Annotated in this window: 21 protein-coding genes; 11 read left to right on the plus strand and 10 right to left on the minus strand. The window is 66.6% G+C overall.

Annotated elements, in window-relative coordinates:
* The 3 genes from VHA82_RS24090 to VHA82_RS24100 all read left to right on the plus strand — a co-directional run.
* The coding region (locus VHA82_RS24090) for a YbhN family protein (protein WP_325548018.1) at window positions 1–961 on the plus strand (961 nt) is incomplete at its 5' end.
* 79 nt (window positions 962–1040) lie between these two features.
* Complete coding sequence (locus tag VHA82_RS24095; protein WP_325548021.1) at window positions 1041–1703, plus strand: TIGR03915 family putative DNA repair protein; 663 nt, start codon at window positions 1041–1043, stop codon at window positions 1701–1703.
* Window positions 1700–2032 carry a uracil-DNA glycosylase family protein gene (locus tag VHA82_RS24100; protein ID WP_325548023.1) on the plus strand — a complete coding sequence of 111 codons (333 nt, stop codon included), beginning with the start codon at window positions 1700–1702 and terminating at the stop codon, window positions 2030–2032. The genes VHA82_RS24095 and VHA82_RS24100 overlap by 4 nt, the downstream gene beginning before the upstream one ends.
* A 50-nt stretch (window positions 2033–2082) precedes the next feature.
* Here the strand turns inward: VHA82_RS24100 and VHA82_RS24105 are convergent, their stop codons facing one another.
* Window positions 2083–2484 carry a hypothetical protein gene (locus tag VHA82_RS24105; protein WP_325548025.1) on the minus strand — a complete coding sequence of 134 codons (402 nt, stop codon included), beginning with the start codon at window positions 2482–2484 and terminating at the stop codon, window positions 2083–2085.
* A gap of 176 nt (window positions 2485–2660) precedes the next feature.
* Here VHA82_RS24105 and minC point away from each other — a divergent pair, with 176 nt between their 5' ends.
* The 5 genes from minC (at window position 2661) to VHA82_RS24130 (ending at window position 5342) form a co-directional block, all read left to right on the plus strand.
* Window positions 2661–3374, plus strand: a complete 714-nt coding sequence (minC, locus tag VHA82_RS24110; RefSeq protein ID WP_325548027.1) for a septum site-determining protein MinC — start codon at window positions 2661–2663, stop codon at window positions 3372–3374.
* A 16-nt stretch (window positions 3375–3390) separates the two neighbouring features.
* Window positions 3391–4206 (plus strand): septum site-determining protein MinD, encoded by an 816-nt coding sequence (minD, locus tag VHA82_RS24115; protein WP_325548029.1) that lies wholly within the window; start codon window positions 3391–3393, stop codon window positions 4204–4206.
* A gap of 2 nt (window positions 4207–4208) precedes the next feature.
* Window positions 4209–4469: a cell division topological specificity factor MinE gene (gene minE / locus VHA82_RS24120; RefSeq protein WP_325548031.1), complete on the plus strand. Its 261-nt coding sequence runs from the start codon at window positions 4209–4211 to the stop codon at window positions 4467–4469.
* A 72-nt stretch (window positions 4470–4541) separates the two neighbouring features.
* On the plus strand, window positions 4542–5021 hold the full coding sequence (locus VHA82_RS24125) for an SRPBCC domain-containing protein (protein WP_325548033.1): 480 nt from the start codon (window positions 4542–4544) through the stop codon (window positions 5019–5021).
* 117 nt (window positions 5022–5138) lie between these two features.
* Window positions 5139–5342 carry a hypothetical protein gene (locus VHA82_RS24130; protein ID WP_325548035.1) on the plus strand — a complete coding sequence of 68 codons (204 nt, stop codon included), beginning with the start codon at window positions 5139–5141 and terminating at the stop codon, window positions 5340–5342.
* Between the two features lie 122 nt (window positions 5343–5464).
* On the opposite strand, the gene VHA82_RS24135 is transcribed toward VHA82_RS24130, so the two are convergent.
* The 5 genes from VHA82_RS24135 to VHA82_RS24155 form a co-directional block, all read right to left on the minus strand.
* A complete protein-coding gene (locus VHA82_RS24135) occupies window positions 5465–5845 on the minus strand; it encodes a VOC family protein (protein WP_325548037.1) in 381 nt (126 codons plus the stop codon).
* A 60-nt stretch (window positions 5846–5905) separates the two neighbouring features.
* Window positions 5906–6313 carry a PPC domain-containing DNA-binding protein gene (locus VHA82_RS24140; RefSeq protein ID WP_325548039.1) on the minus strand — a complete coding sequence of 136 codons (408 nt, stop codon included), beginning with the start codon at window positions 6311–6313 and terminating at the stop codon, window positions 5906–5908.
* A 31-nt stretch (window positions 6314–6344) separates the two neighbouring features.
* Window positions 6345–6917 carry an NnrU family protein gene (locus VHA82_RS24145; protein WP_325548041.1) on the minus strand — a complete coding sequence of 191 codons (573 nt, stop codon included), beginning with the start codon at window positions 6915–6917 and terminating at the stop codon, window positions 6345–6347.
* Between the two features lie 25 nt (window positions 6918–6942).
* Entirely contained in the window at window positions 6943–7242 is a 300-nt protein-coding gene (locus tag VHA82_RS24150) for a hypothetical protein (RefSeq protein ID WP_325548043.1), read from the minus strand.
* A gap of 202 nt (window positions 7243–7444) precedes the next feature.
* Window positions 7445–8344 carry a DUF2785 domain-containing protein gene (locus tag VHA82_RS24155; protein WP_325548046.1) on the minus strand — a complete coding sequence of 300 codons (900 nt, stop codon included), beginning with the start codon at window positions 8342–8344 and terminating at the stop codon, window positions 7445–7447.
* A 117-nt stretch (window positions 8345–8461) separates the two neighbouring features.
* Between VHA82_RS24155 and queC the strand changes: the two genes are divergently transcribed.
* Window positions 8462–9166, plus strand: a complete 705-nt coding sequence (gene queC / locus VHA82_RS24160) for a 7-cyano-7-deazaguanine synthase QueC (protein ID WP_325548049.1) — start codon at window positions 8462–8464, stop codon at window positions 9164–9166.
* On the plus strand, window positions 9163–9753 hold the full coding sequence (locus VHA82_RS24165) for a TMEM175 family protein (RefSeq protein ID WP_325548052.1): 591 nt from the start codon (window positions 9163–9165) through the stop codon (window positions 9751–9753). The genes queC and VHA82_RS24165 overlap by 4 nt, the downstream gene beginning before the upstream one ends.
* Window positions 9754–9784: 31 nt before the next feature.
* Here VHA82_RS24165 and VHA82_RS24170 read toward each other — a convergent pair whose 3' ends face one another.
* Entirely contained in the window at window positions 9785–10678 is an 894-nt protein-coding gene (locus VHA82_RS24170) for a sigma-70 family RNA polymerase sigma factor (RefSeq protein WP_325548054.1), read from the minus strand.
* A gap of 158 nt (window positions 10679–10836) precedes the next feature.
* On the opposite strand from VHA82_RS24170, the gene VHA82_RS24175 reads away from it, so the two are divergent.
* Window positions 10837–11709, plus strand: coding sequence for an NmrA family NAD(P)-binding protein (locus VHA82_RS24175; RefSeq protein ID WP_325548057.1), 873 nt, complete (start codon window positions 10837–10839; stop codon window positions 11707–11709).
* A 20-nt stretch (window positions 11710–11729) separates the two neighbouring features.
* Here the strand turns inward: VHA82_RS24175 and VHA82_RS24180 are convergent, their stop codons facing one another.
* From VHA82_RS24180 to gyrB, 3 genes are all read right to left on the minus strand, one after another.
* Window positions 11730–12065 carry a helix-turn-helix transcriptional regulator gene (locus VHA82_RS24180; RefSeq protein WP_325548059.1) on the minus strand — a complete coding sequence of 112 codons (336 nt, stop codon included), beginning with the start codon at window positions 12063–12065 and terminating at the stop codon, window positions 11730–11732.
* On the minus strand, window positions 11995–13164 hold the full coding sequence (locus tag VHA82_RS24185) for a Fic family protein (RefSeq protein WP_325548061.1): 1170 nt from the start codon (window positions 13162–13164) through the stop codon (window positions 11995–11997). Before VHA82_RS24185 ends, VHA82_RS24180 begins: the two co-directional genes overlap by 71 nt.
* Before the next feature lie 95 nt (window positions 13165–13259).
* Complete coding sequence (gene gyrB / locus VHA82_RS24190) at window positions 13260–15836, minus strand: DNA topoisomerase (ATP-hydrolyzing) subunit B (protein WP_325548063.1); 2577 nt, start codon at window positions 15834–15836, stop codon at window positions 13260–13262.
* Window positions 15837–15847: the final 11 nt, after the last annotated feature.

Below are 15847 nucleotides of genomic sequence, written 5' to 3' on the forward strand. Positions count from 1 at the left end.
CTCGTGGTGGCTGTGGGCGCGCCGCGTCCTCATCGGCGCTTTCCTCGCGCTGGTGGCCGTGCTCCTCGTGCGCTACGCGCGCCGGTTCGACTGGCCCGAGGTGTGGCACAGCCTCACTCACCTGCCGCATCGCGTCGTGCTGGGCGCGATCGCACTCGCCGCATGCAGCCACCTGCTCTACAGCTGCTTCGACCTGATCGGCCGCCACTACGTGAAGCATCGCCTCGCCACCCGCCGGGTCATGCAGATCGGCGCCATCAGCTACGCATTCAATCTCACGATGGGCTCGGCCGTCGGCGGCGTCGGATTTCGCGTGCGCCTCTACTCGGGCTTCGGGCTCGGCTATGCGCAGATCGCCCGGGTCCTCACGCTCAGCATCCTCACGAACTGGCTCGGCTACCTGTTGCTCGCCGGCACCGTCTTTCTCCTCGCGCCGCTCGATCTGCCGCCGCAATGGAAGCTCGACGGCGACGAGCTGTCGCTCGTGGGCATCGCGCTCGTGGCGGTCGCGCTCGGCTATCTCGGCCTGTGCGGCTGGTCCAGGCGGCGCACCTGGAGGATCCGGGGCCACGAAATCTTCCTGCCTTCGCTGCGGCTCGCGCTCATCCAGCTCGCGCTCTCGTGCTGCAACTGGATGCTGATCGCCGCCACGATCTGGACCCTGCTGCAAGGCCGCGTTCCCTACTCCACCGTGCTGCCCGTGTTCCTGCTGGCCGCGATGGCGGGCATCGTCGTGCGCGTGCCGGCCGGGCTTGGCGTGGTGGAAGCGGTGTTCGTCACGCTCTTGTCCCATCGCATCCCCGCCGGCCAGCTCCTCGCGGCGCTGCTCGGCTATCGCGCAATCTACTACATGCTGCCGCTCGCCGTCGCCGCCTTGCTCTACCTTCGGCTGGAACTCGACGCGCGAAAGTCGTTACGACCGCACAACGTACGTACAAATGTTTTCAAGGCACCACGGTGAACCGTTGCCATGAGACAAAATCCATCAATGAAGCCCACCTTGCTCGCGCAGAGGGTGCTCATCCGCCAGTGACGCCCAGATGCCGACCGAAGTCCGCCTATCGAGCCCCACCGACATCGCCGGCTTTCACGCGCAGGCCCGACAGCTTCTCGCGCAGCGGATTCCTCCCGAGTCGGTGCAATGGAACGCTGCGCAAGGCAGCCTCGAAGACGGCGCGGTGCTTCCACGCGCCGAGGAGTCGCGTCCGCACGCCCACGCACGGGCCGCGTCGTCGATCGTGCCGGCCTCCTTCGTGCGTTTGTGCGAATATGTCGTTCAGCACCGCGATGGCGACCGGTTCGCGCTGCTCTATCGCCTGCTCTGGCGCCTCGTGCACGAGCCCGGGTTGCGCCACGATCCGTCGGACGCCGACATGAGCCGCGCGCAGCACATGGCGCATGCGGTGCGGCGCGACATCCACAAGATCAAGATGCATCTTCGCTTCCAGGCGATGAGCGACCCCGAGCGTCCCGGCGAATTGCTGGAGATGGCCTGGTGCGAGCCTGCGCACCACACCGTCGAAACCGTGGCGCCCTGGTTCGCGAAGCGCCACGGCGCGTCGAGCTGGGCGCTCTTCACGCCCGAGCGCAGCGTCTACTGGGATGGCAAACAGTTGCACTACGCGCCCGGCGGCGCGCCGATCGCTTCGGCCGCGGCGCCCGGCGAGTGGTTCGCGCGGTGGCGCGCGGCCTTCGCGAAGTGACAGCGCATCTGACAGCGCATCCGCTGGGTTCCCTTGCCGAACTCAAGGCCGCCACGATGGTGTGCCGCGAATGCCCCATCGGACAGTTCGCGACGCAATCGGTGATCGGCGAAGGCCGCATCGCGCAGCCCGCTCTGATGCTCGTGGGCGAACAGCCCGGCGACCAGGAAGACCTGCAAGGGCATCCCTTCGAGGGCCCCGCGGGCAAGCTGCTCGCGCGCGCACTCGCCGCAGCGGGCATTCCACCGGAACAGTGCTTCGTCACCAACGCGGTGAAGCACTTCAAATACGAACTGCGGGGCAAGCGCCGCATCCACAAGACCCGATAAGTTGTTGGGGTGACGGGGACAACCGGGCCGCTACCAGCCGCCGCCGGCCGCTACCGCGCGAAGCGCGGGGACAACAGGTACATGTCGGTGTTGTTGGCGGCCACCACGGCGTCCTCGCGCCGTGCCTCGGCCTTGCGTTCGGCTTCGTGGCGCGCCGCGCGCAGGTCGCGGATCATGCGCGGGGGACGCAAGCCCAGTTCGGCCTGCGCATTGCCCTGCAGACCGATGCCGCCTTGCGGCGGACCCGCCTGCGCGCCCAGGCCGGCTTGCGCGCCCGCAAGCGCGGGACGGCCTTCGAACATGGCGGAGGCATCGGTGCTCGGCGGGTTCACCTGCTGGCCGTGCGCGCCACGGGCGAGCAGCACCATGAGCACGACGATGAGTGCCACGGCGATCCAGTGCGTGGGGTGGTGCATCATCGTGAGTCCCCGGGGGTGCAAGAGTCGTCGCATGAAGGCAGTCTCGCGCAGGCGAACGCGCGGCGCAGCGCCCGATCCGCAATTCCGTTTGTAGGACGCCGCCGCCGCGGCCGGGCACTTTGCACGTCTGTCTCTTTGCCTCGGCACGCTGCAACGGCTTTGTTACGCGCCACTGCTAAGATGCGCCGCTTTGCAGTCTGCTGCCACCGATGCCGCATGCCATCGCAGGACGCGCCCCTGCCACTTTCGAAATCAAGAGCGCCCACCTGCCGCTGGTCGCGCTGCTGCTGAAGTCGCCCGACCTCGGCGCGCTCGAGCGCGAGCTGAACGAGCGGTTTGCCGAGCTGCCGCAATTCTTCGAGGACGACGCGCTGCTGCTGGACCTGAGCCCTGTCGAAGGCACCGAGCTCGACTTCGACAAGCTCATCGCACTCCTGAAGCGCTACCGCGTGTTGCCCGTTGCCGCCAGAGGCGGCAATGAAGCGCAGATGCGCTGCGCATTGGCGGCGGGTCTCGCGCCGGCCGCGGACGCGACGCTTCGCGGCAGCGATCGCGTCCGGCAGGAACCACCGCACGCGCCGCCTCCCGCGCCGAGCTCGGCACTCGTCATCGACCGGCCGCTGCGCTCGGGCCAGCAGGTGTACGCGCGCGGGCGCGACATCGTGGTGCTCTCGATGGTCAACGCCGGCGCCGAAGTGATCGCCGACGGCCACGTGCACGTCTACGCGCCGTTGCGAGGCAAGGCCATCGCCGGGGCGCGCGGCAACTCGGAGGCTCGCATCATCACGCTCGGCCTCGAGCCGCAGTTCGTTTCCATCGCGGGCACCTACCGCACGAGCGAGGTGCCCTTTCCGCACGAAGTGCAAGGCAGGGCCGCGCAGGTCCGGCTGGTCGGCGACCGGCTGGTGGCAAGCGCCCTGTGACTCCAGGAATCCTTCCATGACCCGAATCATCGTCGTCACCTCCGGCAAGGGCGGCGTCGGCAAGACGACCACCAGCGCGAGCTTCGCCTCCGGGCTCGCGATCCGCGGTCACAAGACCTGCGTGATCGATTTCGACGTCGGCCTGCGCAATCTCGACCTCATCATGGGCTGCGAGCGCCGCGTGGTGTACGACTTCGTGAACGTGATCCACGGCGAAGCCACCCTGAACCAGGCGCTCATCAAGGACAAGCACGACGAGCACCTCTTCGTGCTCGCCGCCTCGCAGACGCGCGACAAGGAAGCCCTCACGCGCGAAGGCGTGGAGCGGGTGCTGCACGACATCGCGGCGATGGGATTCGAGTTCATCGTGTGCGACTCGCCCGCGGGCATCGAGACGGGCGCGCTCATGGCGATGCATTTCGCCGACGAGGCGCTGATCGTGACCAATCCCGAAGTCTCCTCGGTGCGCGATTCGGACCGCATCCTCGGCATGCTGTCCAGCAAGACGAAGCGCGCGATCGACGGCAAGGAGCCGGTGAAGGAGCACCTCCTCATCACGCGCTACAACCCCAACCGCGTCGACCAGGGGCAGATGCTGTCGCTGAAGGACATCGAGGACATCCTGCGCATCCCGCTCATCGGCGTGGTCCCCGAAAGCGAATCGGTGCTGCAGGCCTCCAACCAGGGAACGCCCGCGATCCACCTGAAGGGAACCGACGTGTCGCAGGCGTACGCGGACGTCGTGGCGCGCTTTCTCGGGGAGGACAGGCCGCTGCGCTTCGTGGACGCGCAGAAGGCCGGGTTCCTGAAGCGCCTCTTCGGGGGGCGCTGAAGATGTCGATCCTGTCGTTCCTCCTCGGAGAAAAGAAAAAGACCGCCGCGGTGGCCAAGGAGCGGCTGCAGATCATCCTCGCGCACGAGCGCGTCGGCCGCAACCCGGGCCGGCCGGACTACCTGGCCGCGTTGCAGCGCGACCTCGTGGCGGTGATCGGCAAGTATGTGAACATCGATCCGAGCGACATCAAGGTGAACCTCGAGCGCCAGGACAATCTGGACGTGCTCGAAGTGAAGATCGAACTGCCGGAGACGCGCTGACGGGCGGAAGGCGGCGGTGGTGGGGGTGGCCCTTGCCTTGACATTCCGCTGCCGCTTGTCCATAACCCGCGAATGAGTTCGACCCTCGCAGTCCAGGTCAGCCATCGCTTCAGCGCCGCAGCCGAACGCGTTTTCGACGCCTGGATCACCCCCTCGCAGGCTTCACGCTTTTTCTTCGCCACCCGCACCGGCAACATCATGCGATGCCAGATCGACGCTCGTGTGGGCGGGCATTTCCTCGTCACCGACCGGCGACCCCAGGCGGACGGCGAAGAAAGCGTGATGGATGCCGACCATCGCGGCGAATTCATCGAGATCGACCGGCCACGCCGGCTCGCGTTCGACTTCTCCGTGCCGCAATTCACGGATGCCGCCTCCCGCGTGACGATCGAGATCACGCCGCTCGCCGCCACCGCCTGCGAACTGGTCCTGACGCACGAAATGCCCGACAGCGAGATCGCGCGTCACTACGAAGAGCAGACCCGCACCGGCTGGCAGAGGATGCTTGCCACGCTCGAGCGTGAGTTATTCCCGAAGCGCGTGGGGATATAGCGGCCAGCAACGGGGGCAAACCCCTACCCTGTCGTCTGCGGCCCGAGCCGGGGCGTTGAAGCATGGCAGGCTCATCATCCGGCCGGCCCCATGCAGTATTCGCATTCCTCGCATTCCATGCACTCCCCCACGCCGCAGGACATGGTCACCGCCCACGTGGCGGACCATGCGCTGATGCGGTTCGAGCCCGAGCTGCGGCGGCTGCTTTCGGGCGCGCAGCTCTTTGTGCGACAGGCCGATGGAAGGTATCGCCCGCGCGGGTGTTCGCTCGGACTTGCGCACTGTTTCGAAGAACGTGAGCTCGTGATCCACGCGAGCTGATGCGGGGGGGTGCGCGTTCGCGTGCCGATTGGCCTACCCCAAGCCCCTTCACTGCCTCCCGCCGCGCCCAGCGTCCTCGCCAGCTTCGCCGTAGACCCACGCATTGGCGGACGGCAATCCCTTCAGCTCACCATCAGCATCGCCTCGATCTTGTTGCCGTCGAGGTCGCGCACGAAAGCGGCGTAGTAGCCTTCGCTGTAGTCCTTGCGAAAGTCGGGCGGGCCATCGTCCTTGCCGCCCAGCTCGACCGCCTTCGCATGGAAGGCCTTCACCTGGTCGATCGAATCGGCGAGAAAGCAGATGTGCACGCCGTTGCCCGCGGTCGCCGCGTTGCCGTCGTAGGGCCGCTGGATCCAGAACTCGGGGAACTTGCGGCCGTAGCCGGCGCCGCCTTCGAAATCCATCACCACGCCGATGCCGAGCGTGCCGAGCACGGCGTCGTAGAAGGATTTGGCGCGCGCGTAGTCGTTGGTACCAAGGGAGACGTGGGACAGACAGGACATGAGCTTCTCCTCGGATCGAAGTAGGCCAAGCGTACCGCAACGCCTTGCGCGTAACTGTCATCAGCCCTTCGTTGCCAGCAGCTCCCGAAAGCCCGTGCGTTCGTCCAGCTCGCGGCGAAACTCCCAGCCCCGCAGTTGCGCAACGACGATCTCCGCCGTCGTGCGCACGATGCATTCGGGCATCACGTGGCCGCCGCGCATCGCACCCCGCGCATCGCTCACGCTTGCGTGAAGATGCACGCCATCGAGACTCAAGGTGCCCGCGAGCGACACGAGTTCCAGCGGCCCGTCGATCCTCGTGCCGCGAGGCTCGCCCGCAAAGCGCAGCGTGGCTTGCTCGAGGCTTCCGATGGCCGATGCGATGAAGGCGGCCGACATGCCTTCGCCGTCGAAGAACGCCTGCAAGGACGCTCGAAGATCCTCGCCCGGCTCCAGGCGCACGACGTGCCAGTCAATCGCCGAGGTCATCCGTGGATTCCGTCTGGGCGCCTGAGCTCGCCTACACGGGCTGCACGCCGATCAGGAGACCGTGCAGCCAGCCCGCGAACACCACGTAGATCGCGAGCCCCACGACGACGGTGATCGCCGTCGAACGAGTCGTGCCGGGCGGATAGACCTTGCCCTGCTCGCGATCGCGTTTGCGGGCGGCACGGAAGCTGAGCACGCCCCAGAGCAGAAAGCCGCCGAAGAGCAGGACATCCGCGAGGCTTCCGTTGGAAAGCAAGTGCGCGAAGGCCCAGGTCTTCACCGAGAGCACCTGCGGATGGTGCAGCGCCGCCTTCAGGCCGTTGCGCGGCACGTAGGCGGCGATGAAGAGCGGGAACACAGGCAGCATGAGAAGCGCGGTCACGTAGTGCAGGGCATGCGGCGGATCCCAGAGGGGCACTTGACCGCGCGACTGGCCGTAGCCCCACACGAGGAGGGCGAAGCCCGCGATCGACACGAGCGAATAGAGCCCCTTCCACGGCAGCGGCCCCATGCGGGCGATGGTGGCTTCCCGCCAGGGCTCGGCGAACAAGCGAACGGAATGGACACCGAGGAAGATGACGAGTCCGGCGATGAGATAGGTCATGGCTTGGCGACGGCGTCGGCCGATGCTACCCCAGGTACTTTCCAACGGGCGTCAGCTCGATCGTGACGGGGGGCTCTTCCGCGCGTTCCTTGATGCCGGCCACGAAGCGCTGGAACGCCTTGAGCGACGTGAGGGGGTTGGGCGTCACATCCTCCGGCGTCGACGCCACGTGAATGAAGCTCACGCCGTCGGGCATCTTGAAGACGTGGTAGCTCGTGCCCTCGGGCTGCTCGTCGGCGAGCTGCGCGAACACTTCGCCGATCAGCCGTTCGTTCTCGGCCGCCCTCTCCGGGTGCAGCTTGTAGCGGACCATCACGGTTCTCATGGGACGTCTCCTCGCGGGAACCAAAAGCGTACTCCGCCGCGGAGGTTTTGTCTTCACCGGAGTTCTTCCTGTCGCCAGGGGAATGGGCCAGCGGCGGACGCCTGACACGGGCCTCGGCGCGCACCTCACGGCGATGCGGCAGGCAAGGTCGCACACTCCTTACGCAAGCTCTACGACCGGCCCTCGCGGGAGAAGTAGCCGGTCAATCCAGCTTCTGGAGCGCCTTCCTGAGGCCCGGCAGCAGCAACGCCTCGACCTCCGCGTTGCCGCTCTCGCGAACGGCGACGTAAAGCGCGGACACAAACGCGGCCGCGTTGTGCCGCGCGGCGAGACCGGCCTGTGACTTGAACGCATCCGCAGGCAGCCTGGCCACGAGTTCGTCGAACCAGCCTTCCCACTGCTGCGCGGACCACCATCCGCGCCGCGCAAGATAGAAGACCGGCTTCATCAGCCGCTCGGGCTCGCCATACCGGTATGCGGTCTCGCCCGAAGCGATGACCTGGGCGCCGATCGCGTCGCGCAGCATCTCGCCTTCGGCCGCATCGATCCGCGGATTGAGCGCGAGCTGCAGCACGAGGTCCGCACCATGCGCGACGCCGTGGCGCCAGCCTTCCTTCTCGTCGAAGCCGCGGTAGTCGCGCATCGTGACGAGGAACGTGAACGCGCGAAACACGAGCGCATGCCGGTCTTCGGGCGTGAGAAAGGGCTCGAGGCGGTCGACGCGCGCCACTTCCGCAAGTGTGAGCGCATCGAAGGGCCTGCGAAAGCCGCGCGGATCGTCGGGGTCGCCCAGGTCCGCGATCAGCCGTGCGTAGAGCCGCTCCAGGGTTTCGCCTCCGAGCGCGCCGGCGCGCATCATCGCCTGCAGTCCGTCGAAGGCGAGCTCGTCGCGCAGCTGCGGATCGGGGTGCTCGAGGCAGTCGACGAGCGCGAGCGCGAGCAATTGCGTTGACGCAGGCCCGAGCTGCCCGAGCTGCCATCTGGACGACTTGAGCGCCGTGAGCGATTCGACTGTGTAGCCCGCGGGCGGGCACGTCGCGGCCTCCGCTGGCAAAGCCACGGCCACCAACCCCAGCCAGATCGCGATTGCGGCGCGATTCATGGCCCGCTATTCGATCACGGAGCGCCGCGCGTGCAAAGCGGGGACTGTCCCTTTGCCGATTCGCACGACCCGCCCGCGCCAGCGAACAGAGAGAGAGAGAGGACAATCGCAGCCGTCATGCACGACAAAGCTCTCGTCCTCTTCTCGGGCGGCCAGGATTCCGCGACGTGCCTCGCCTGGGCGTTGGAGCGCTACGCGCGCGTCGAGACCATCGGCTTCGACTACGGCCAGCGGCACGGCGTCGAGCTGGAATGCCGTACGCGCTTTCTTGCGAAGCTGCGCGAGTCTTTTGCGCAATGGGCGGCGAAGCTCGCCGACGATCACCTGCTGGACCTGAGCGTGCTGGGTCGTGTGAGCGACACCGCCTTGACCACGGCGAAGGCCATCGAATACGAGCGCAACGGACTGCCCAATACGTTCGTGCCGGGCCGCAACATCATGTTCTTCACACTCGCGGCCGCCGTTGCGTATCGCCGCGGGATTCCGGTGCTCGTGGGCGGGATGTGCGAGACCGACTACAGCGGCTACCCGGATTGCCGAGACGATACGTTGAAAAGCCTGCAGGTGACGCTCGGCCTCGGGCTGGACACGCGCATGGTGATCGAGACGCCGTTGATGTGGGTGGACAAGGCGGGGACGTGGGCGATGGCGCAGGGCCTGGGAGGCCATGCGCTGCTGGAGTTGATCAAGGAGGAAACGCACACGTGCTACCTGGGGGACAGGAGCACGCGGCATGCGTGGGGCTATGGCTGCGGCAAGTGCCCGGCGTGCGAGCTGCGCGCGAAGGGGTACGCAAGATACGAGGAGGAATTGGCGCCATGAGCAAGAGCCGGCTCGAAGCGTTCTCCGACGGGGTGATCGCCATCATCCTCACGATCATGGTGCTGGAGCTCAAGGTGCCGAAGGAAGACACCGTGGAGGCCCTCGCGGCGCTCTGGCCCATCTATGCCGCTTACGCGCTTTCGTACTGGTTCGTCTTCCAGGTCTGGCTGAATCACCACGATACCTTCGAGCGTCTGGCGCAGGTGGATCGTTCGATCCTGCATTGCAACGGCCTCGTGCTGTTCGCGGCGTCGTTCATCCCGTTTGCCACTGCGTATGCGGGCGAGGCGCATTGGCGCTCGACGCTGCCGGTGGCGCTGTACGGGCTCGTGATGTGCGCCGTGTCGCTCGCGATCGCGCGCTTGCGCACGCTGGCCGGCCGGCTCGCGCAGGTACGGGAAGACCGTGACATCCATCGGCTCGAGTCGAAGAAGAGCCTGTGGTTCGCGGGCCTCTTTGTGCTTTGCGCGGGCGTGGCGCTGGTGATGCCTCGGCTGTCGCTGCTCACCTTCGCGATCACGCCGGTGATCGGGCGAATGCACGGGCGGGCGCGCAGGATGCTTGTGGGCAACGGCAAGCCCTCATGAATGACGGCGCGAGGCTCGCGCAGCATCCACCTCAAAGCACCCGGATCGCCGCCGCGCCGCAGTCGTAGCCGGTGTGCCGAAAATCGCGGATCGAACACACGGCACCATCCGGCCGGCAGCGCAGCACGATGAAGTAGGATGGCCGCCCTTCCTCGCGCACGACGATCGCGGGCACCCCATCGACGAGTGCTGCCTGCGCATGCCAGCCGGGCGTTGCGGCGTAATTCCTGAAGTAGCGATTGGCGACCGCGTCGCGCCCTTCCGATTGCGCGGCGGCCACGACCTCGGTGCGAACATCCTCGGCCAGCATCTCGCGCAGGCCATCGAAGTCGCGCGCATTGAAGCGCTCCGCGTATTCGCGAACTCTTTCCATGAAATGCTCCTCGCTCCGCGGTGGCTCGCGAACGGGAGGCGGTGGCGCCGCCGCGATCTCCTGGAGCCGGCGGCGGCCGCGTGAGAGCGCGCTCTTGGCGGCGGGCAGCGAACGATCGAGGATCGCGGCCGTTTCCTCGAGCGAATAGCCGAGCACGTCGGCCAGGATGACCGCCGCGCGCTGCAAGGGTGGCAGCAGCGTGAAGACGCGCAGACTCGCCTGCACGGCCCAGCGCCTTTCGGCGGCAGGTTCCGTGGAAGGCACGAGGTCCGTATCCATTCCCGAATCGAGCGCGATCGGATCGTGCCGCCGCTGACGCAGGTGGTCGAGTGCCGTGTTGTGCGCGATGCGAAAGAGCCAGCCGCCCGGGTTCAGGATCGGATGCTTCATGACGGCGGCCGCTTCGTGCGCTTTCAGCAGGGCGTCCTGCAGGACGTCTTCACCTTCGAACGTCGAGCCGACCATCCGTGCGCAGTGCGCGTGCAGTTGCCGCCTGAGCGCCGGGGTGAGCGCGTCGAGCGGAGAGGAAGCCGGCAGCGTAGGCGAGGTCATGCATGCACTTTCCTGTGGCGATGGCGTCAGGACACAGACGTTCGCAGCCACGAAAAGGATTCGCGGTCTCTTGCGAATCCTTTTCGGGCCGCGGCACGTCTGGCAAGTCGGTCGGCGCCGCATCGGGCTGCGCCCCACCCCTGTCGAAGGAGAAAGCCATGTTACTGATCACAGGTGCCGCGGGAAATGCCGGCCGCTTGCTGGTGGAGGCCGTGCGCCGGACCGGCCAGCCGGTGCGCGCACTCGTTCGCGATGCGGCCAAGGCCGACACGCTGCGCCAGCTGCCGGGCGTCGAGGTGGTGACCGCGGACATGGCACTGCCGCAGACGCTCGGCGCCGCGCTGCAAGGCGTCGATACGGCGATTCTCAATTCGTCGGCCGATCCGCGGATGGCCGAGACGCAATGCACCTTCGTCGACGCCGCGCGCGCGGCCGGAGTTGAGCGCGTCATCAAGCTCTCGGGGCAGGAATCGGGCATCGGGTTCGATCCGAATGCCTTCCGGTTCGCGCGGATGCATGTGCAAATCGAAGCGCACATCGAACGCTCGGGACTGCGCTGGACGCACCTGTGCCCGAGCCAGTTCATGCAGGTGTATCTGCGTGATGCGCCTGTCATTGCGCAGCGGGGCGTGCTCGCGCTGCCGGCGGGGGACATCGAACTGGCGCCGGTGGCTATCGAAGATGTGGCCGACATCGCGGCCGGTGTGCTCGCGGATGAAAAGGCGGACGGGCAGCGGTTCGTCATCACCGGGCCACAGGCACTGGGCATGGCGCACATCGCGCGGCTGATCGGCGCGGCGATCGGGCGGGAGGTGGTCTATCGCCCGGTCAGCGTGGAGGAGCGCAGCGAGCGCATGCGCGCGGCGGGGGCGCCGGCGTTCATGGTCGATGCGCTGGCGGAACAGGCGCAGGAGAGGCTGCGGCATCCGCGGACGAATGTGGATGTATCGGTGCAGGAGCGGTATGGGGTAAGGCCGACGACGTTCGCGGAATTTGCGCGCAGGAATCGGGCGGTGTTTGCGGGAGAGTGAGGGTTCAGGGCTTTCCGCATTCAGCCCGCGCGGGGGCTCTCGTACTTGGAGACGAACGACTGAGGCTTTTTCAGCTTCTTGGCCACGTCGGCCTGTGTGAGGCCTTCCTCGACTCGAGCCGCAGCGAGAGCTGAGCGCAATTTGCGGTAGGCGGGAGCGTGTGGCGACCGTAGCACGCGCGATCCTGCATCCCAATATGGGATATCCCATCTTAGGACGCGCTGCAGAATACCTAGCCTGCTTTGACTGCCTGACCACGGCGTGATGAGTCTTCGTTGGAACACGTCATTGCCTCGCTCCATCGCGAAGAGACGCTTCGGATCCGGCATTTCCGACCTCGCCCGACCCCAGCCCATACCCCGTACTCCTCCCCGCCCCTTCCCCTTTCCTCAACACCCCCAGCGCCACCAACTCATTGATATCCCGCAGCGCCGTGTCAGGCGAGCATTTCGCGATCGCCGCCCACTTGCTGCTCGTGAGCTTGCCCTCGAATCCATCGAGCAGGCGATTCAGGAGCTTCACCTGGCGCGCATTCATCGGCGTGTCGCCCCACCGCTGCCAGAACCGCGCTTTTGCCAGCACCGCGTCCAGCGTCGTCTGCGCGCTCACCACGGCGCGATGCAGGTTCGCCAGGAACCAACCCAGCCACTGCGTGACATCCATCGAGCCCTTCTGCGTGCGCTCGAGCACGTCGTAGTAGTCCTTGCGCTCGCGCTGGATCTGCGCCGAATGGCTGTAGAAGCGCTGCCGACCGCCATCGGCGCGCGCGAGGAACAAGTCGCCCACGGCCCTCGCGATGCGGCCATTGCCATCGTCGAAGGGATGCAGCGTGACGAACCACAGGTGCGCCAGGCCCGCCTTGATCAAGACGGGCTCCGGCGTGTCCGCATTCGCCCAACGCAGGAAGTTGCTCATCTCCCCCCTCAGCCTCGATGCCGGCGGCGCCTCGTAGTGGACCTTGCGCCTGTGATCGGGCCCGGAGACGACCTGCATCGGCCCCGTCGCGTCGTCGCGCCAACCGCCCACCTTGATGGGCGTCATCCCGCTGAAGCCGGTCGGAAACAACGCCGCATGCCAACCGAAAAGCCGCTTGGCGGTCAACGGCGCCCGGCAATGCGTGGTCGCGTCCAGCACCATCTCCACCACGCCTTCGACATGTCGATCCACCGGCGCAACGGCACCGATCTCGACGCCCAGGTGCCGCGCAAGCGATGAACGAACGGAGGCCACGTCGAGGTGCTCGCCTTCGATCTCGCTCGTCTTCACCACGTCCTCGGTCAACGCAGCCAGGCTGGCCTGTTCACGCAGCGCCATGCCGACGTCGGCGATGCGGCCCAGCAGAAGTCCCTGGGCGTGGCTGGTCTGCGCCAATTGCACCGCCAATGCCGGCAGGTCGTAGCGCAGGGCAGGCCAGTCGTCCTCTTCCCACAAATAGAGCTTTTCTCCGCGCGGCATGCGGAGATTGTGCGGCCGATCCGCCGCACGCGCAAGATAATCGCCGCAGAATCTGCGGCGATTAGAGCTCCGATTCGCCGCACGCGCGGCCGCGCTCAGACGTCGATGTTCGCCGCCCTCAGCGCATTCTGCTCGATGAATTCCCTTCTCGGCTCCACCTCGTCGCCCATCAGCATCGTGAACACCCGGTCCGCTTCGATCGCATCGTCGATCTGCACCTTCAGCAGGCGCCGCACGCCCGGGTCCATCGTCGTCTCCCAGAGCTGCTCGGGGTTCATCTCGCCCAGCCCCTTGTAGCGCTGCCTCGACGTGCCGTTCTCCGCCTGGGCGATCAGCCACTTCATCGCCGAGCGGAAGTCGTCCACGCGCTCTTCCTTCGCCTTCTCGCCTTCCCCACGCACGACCTTCGCGCCTTCCGCCAGCAATCCGCGGAAGGTGTTCGCCGCCTCGGCAAGCGCCGCGTAGTCGGCCCCATGCACGAAGTCCTGCGTGATCACCGACGACTTGATGTTGCCGTGATGCCGCCGGCTGATGCGCAGGATCGGCTTGTCGCTGCGCACATCGAACTCCCCCGCCACCTCGGCATCGGGCAGCTTCGCCTGCAGCGCCACCGCGCTCTGCTCCGCATCGGGCACCGTGTCGAGGTTCAGCGCGACACCGTCCGCAATCGCCCTGAGCGCCTCGGCATCCATGAAGCCGCTCAGCCGATTGATCACGCTCTCGGCCACCTGGTGCTTGCGTGCCAGCTCCGCCAGTGTTTCGCCTTGCAGCACGCGGCTCGCGTCGCCGCCCGTGTTCACGCTCGCCCCGTTCAGCGCCACGCGCAGCAGGAAGCCATCGAGCTCGCTTCCATCCTTCAGGTACAGCTCCTCCTTGCCGGCCTTGACCTTGTAGAGCGGAGGCTGCGCGATGTACACGTGGCCTCGCTCCACGAGTTCGGGCATCTGGCGATAGAAGAACGTGAGCAGCAGCGTGCGGATGTGCGCGCCGTCCACGTCCGCGTCGGTCATGATGATCACGCGGTGATAGCGCAGCTTGGCGATGTCGAAGTCGTCCGCCCCGCTCTTGCCCGTCTCCACCGCGGCCTTGCCGATGCCCGTGCCCAGCGCGGTGATCAGGGTCACGATTTCGTTGCTGGTCAAAAGCTTCTCGTAGCGCGCCTTCTCCACGTTCAGGATCTTGCCGCGCAGCGGCAAGATCGCCTGGAACTTCCGGTCGCGGCCCTGCTTCGCGCTGCCGCCGGCGGAGTCGCCCTCCACGATGTAGATCTCGCACAGCGCCGGGTCCTTCTCCTGGCAGTCCGCGAGCTTGCCGGGCAGCCCGAGGCCATCGAGCACGCCCTTGCGGCGCGTCATCTCGCGCGCCTTGCGGGCGGCTTCGCGCGCGCGAGCCGCCTCCACGATCTTGCCGACGATGATCTTCGCGTCGTTCGGCCGCTCCTGCAGGAAGTCGCCGAGCTTGTTGGCCACCACGTCCTCCACCGGGCCGCGCACCTCGCTCGAGACGAGCTTGTCCTTCGTCTGGCTCGAGAACTTCGGCTCGGGCACCTTCACACTCAGCACGCACGTGAGGCCCTCGCGCATGTCGTCGCCGGTGATTTCCACCTTCGCTTTCTTGGCGAGCTCGTTTTCCTCGATGTACTTGTTGATGACGCGCGTCATCGCCGCGCGCAGGCCCGTCAGGTGCGTGCCGCCGTCGCGCTGCGGAATGTTGTTGGTAAAGCAGAGCACCTGCTCGTTGTAGCCGCTGTTCCACTGCATCGCGACTTCGACGCCGATGATCGAGCCCTGATCGCTCGCCTTCTCGCCGACGGCGTAGAAGGCGTTCGGGTGAAGCACCTGCTTGCCCTTGTTGATGAATTCGACGAAGCCCTTCACGCCGCCGGCACCCGCGAAGTCGTCTTCCTTGCCCGTGCGTTCGTCGCACAGGCGAATGCGCACGCCGTTGTTGAGGAAGCTCAGCTCGCGCAGGCGCTTGCTGAGAATCTCGTAGTGGAAGTCGGCGTTCTCCTTGAAGATCTCGGTGTCCGGCAGGAAGTGCACCTCGGTGCCGCGTTTGTCGGTGTCGCCGAGGATCTGCATCGGACGGATCAAGGCGCGCTCGCCTGTCTCGGGGTTCGCCGCCTGCGTGACTTCGCCGTTCTGGGTGACGAAGCCCTTGCTGAATTCCAGCGTCTGGACCTTGCCTTCGCGGCGCACCGTGAGCCGCAGGAACTTGGAAAGCGCATTCACGCAGCTCACGCCCACGCCGTGCAGGCCGCCCGAGACCTTGTAGCTGTTCTGGTTGAACTTGCCGCCCGCGTGCAGCTCGGTAAGCGCGATTTCCGCCGCGCTGCGCTTCGGCTCGTGCTTGTCGTCCCACTTGATGCCCGTCGGGATGCCGCGGCCGTTGTCCACCACGCTGATCGAGTTGTCGGTGTGGATCGTGACCACGATGTCGTCGCAGTGGCCGGCGAGCGCCTCGTCGATCGAGTTGTCGACGACTTCGAACACCAGGTGATGCAGTCCCGTGCCGTCGGACGTGTCGCCGATGTACATGCCCGGGCGCTTGCGCACCGCCTCCAGGCCCTCCAGGATCTGGATGCTGCTCGCGCCGTAGTCGCCGCTTCCGGAGCCGCTGCCGTTGTGGTTGTTGTCGGAGATGGAATCCGGTTGCGCGTGTTCTTCAGCCATGAAGGTGAGTA

This window comes from Ramlibacter sp., from assembly GCF_035548915.1.
Lineage (GTDB): Bacteria > Pseudomonadota > Gammaproteobacteria > Burkholderiales > Burkholderiaceae_C > Ramlibacter.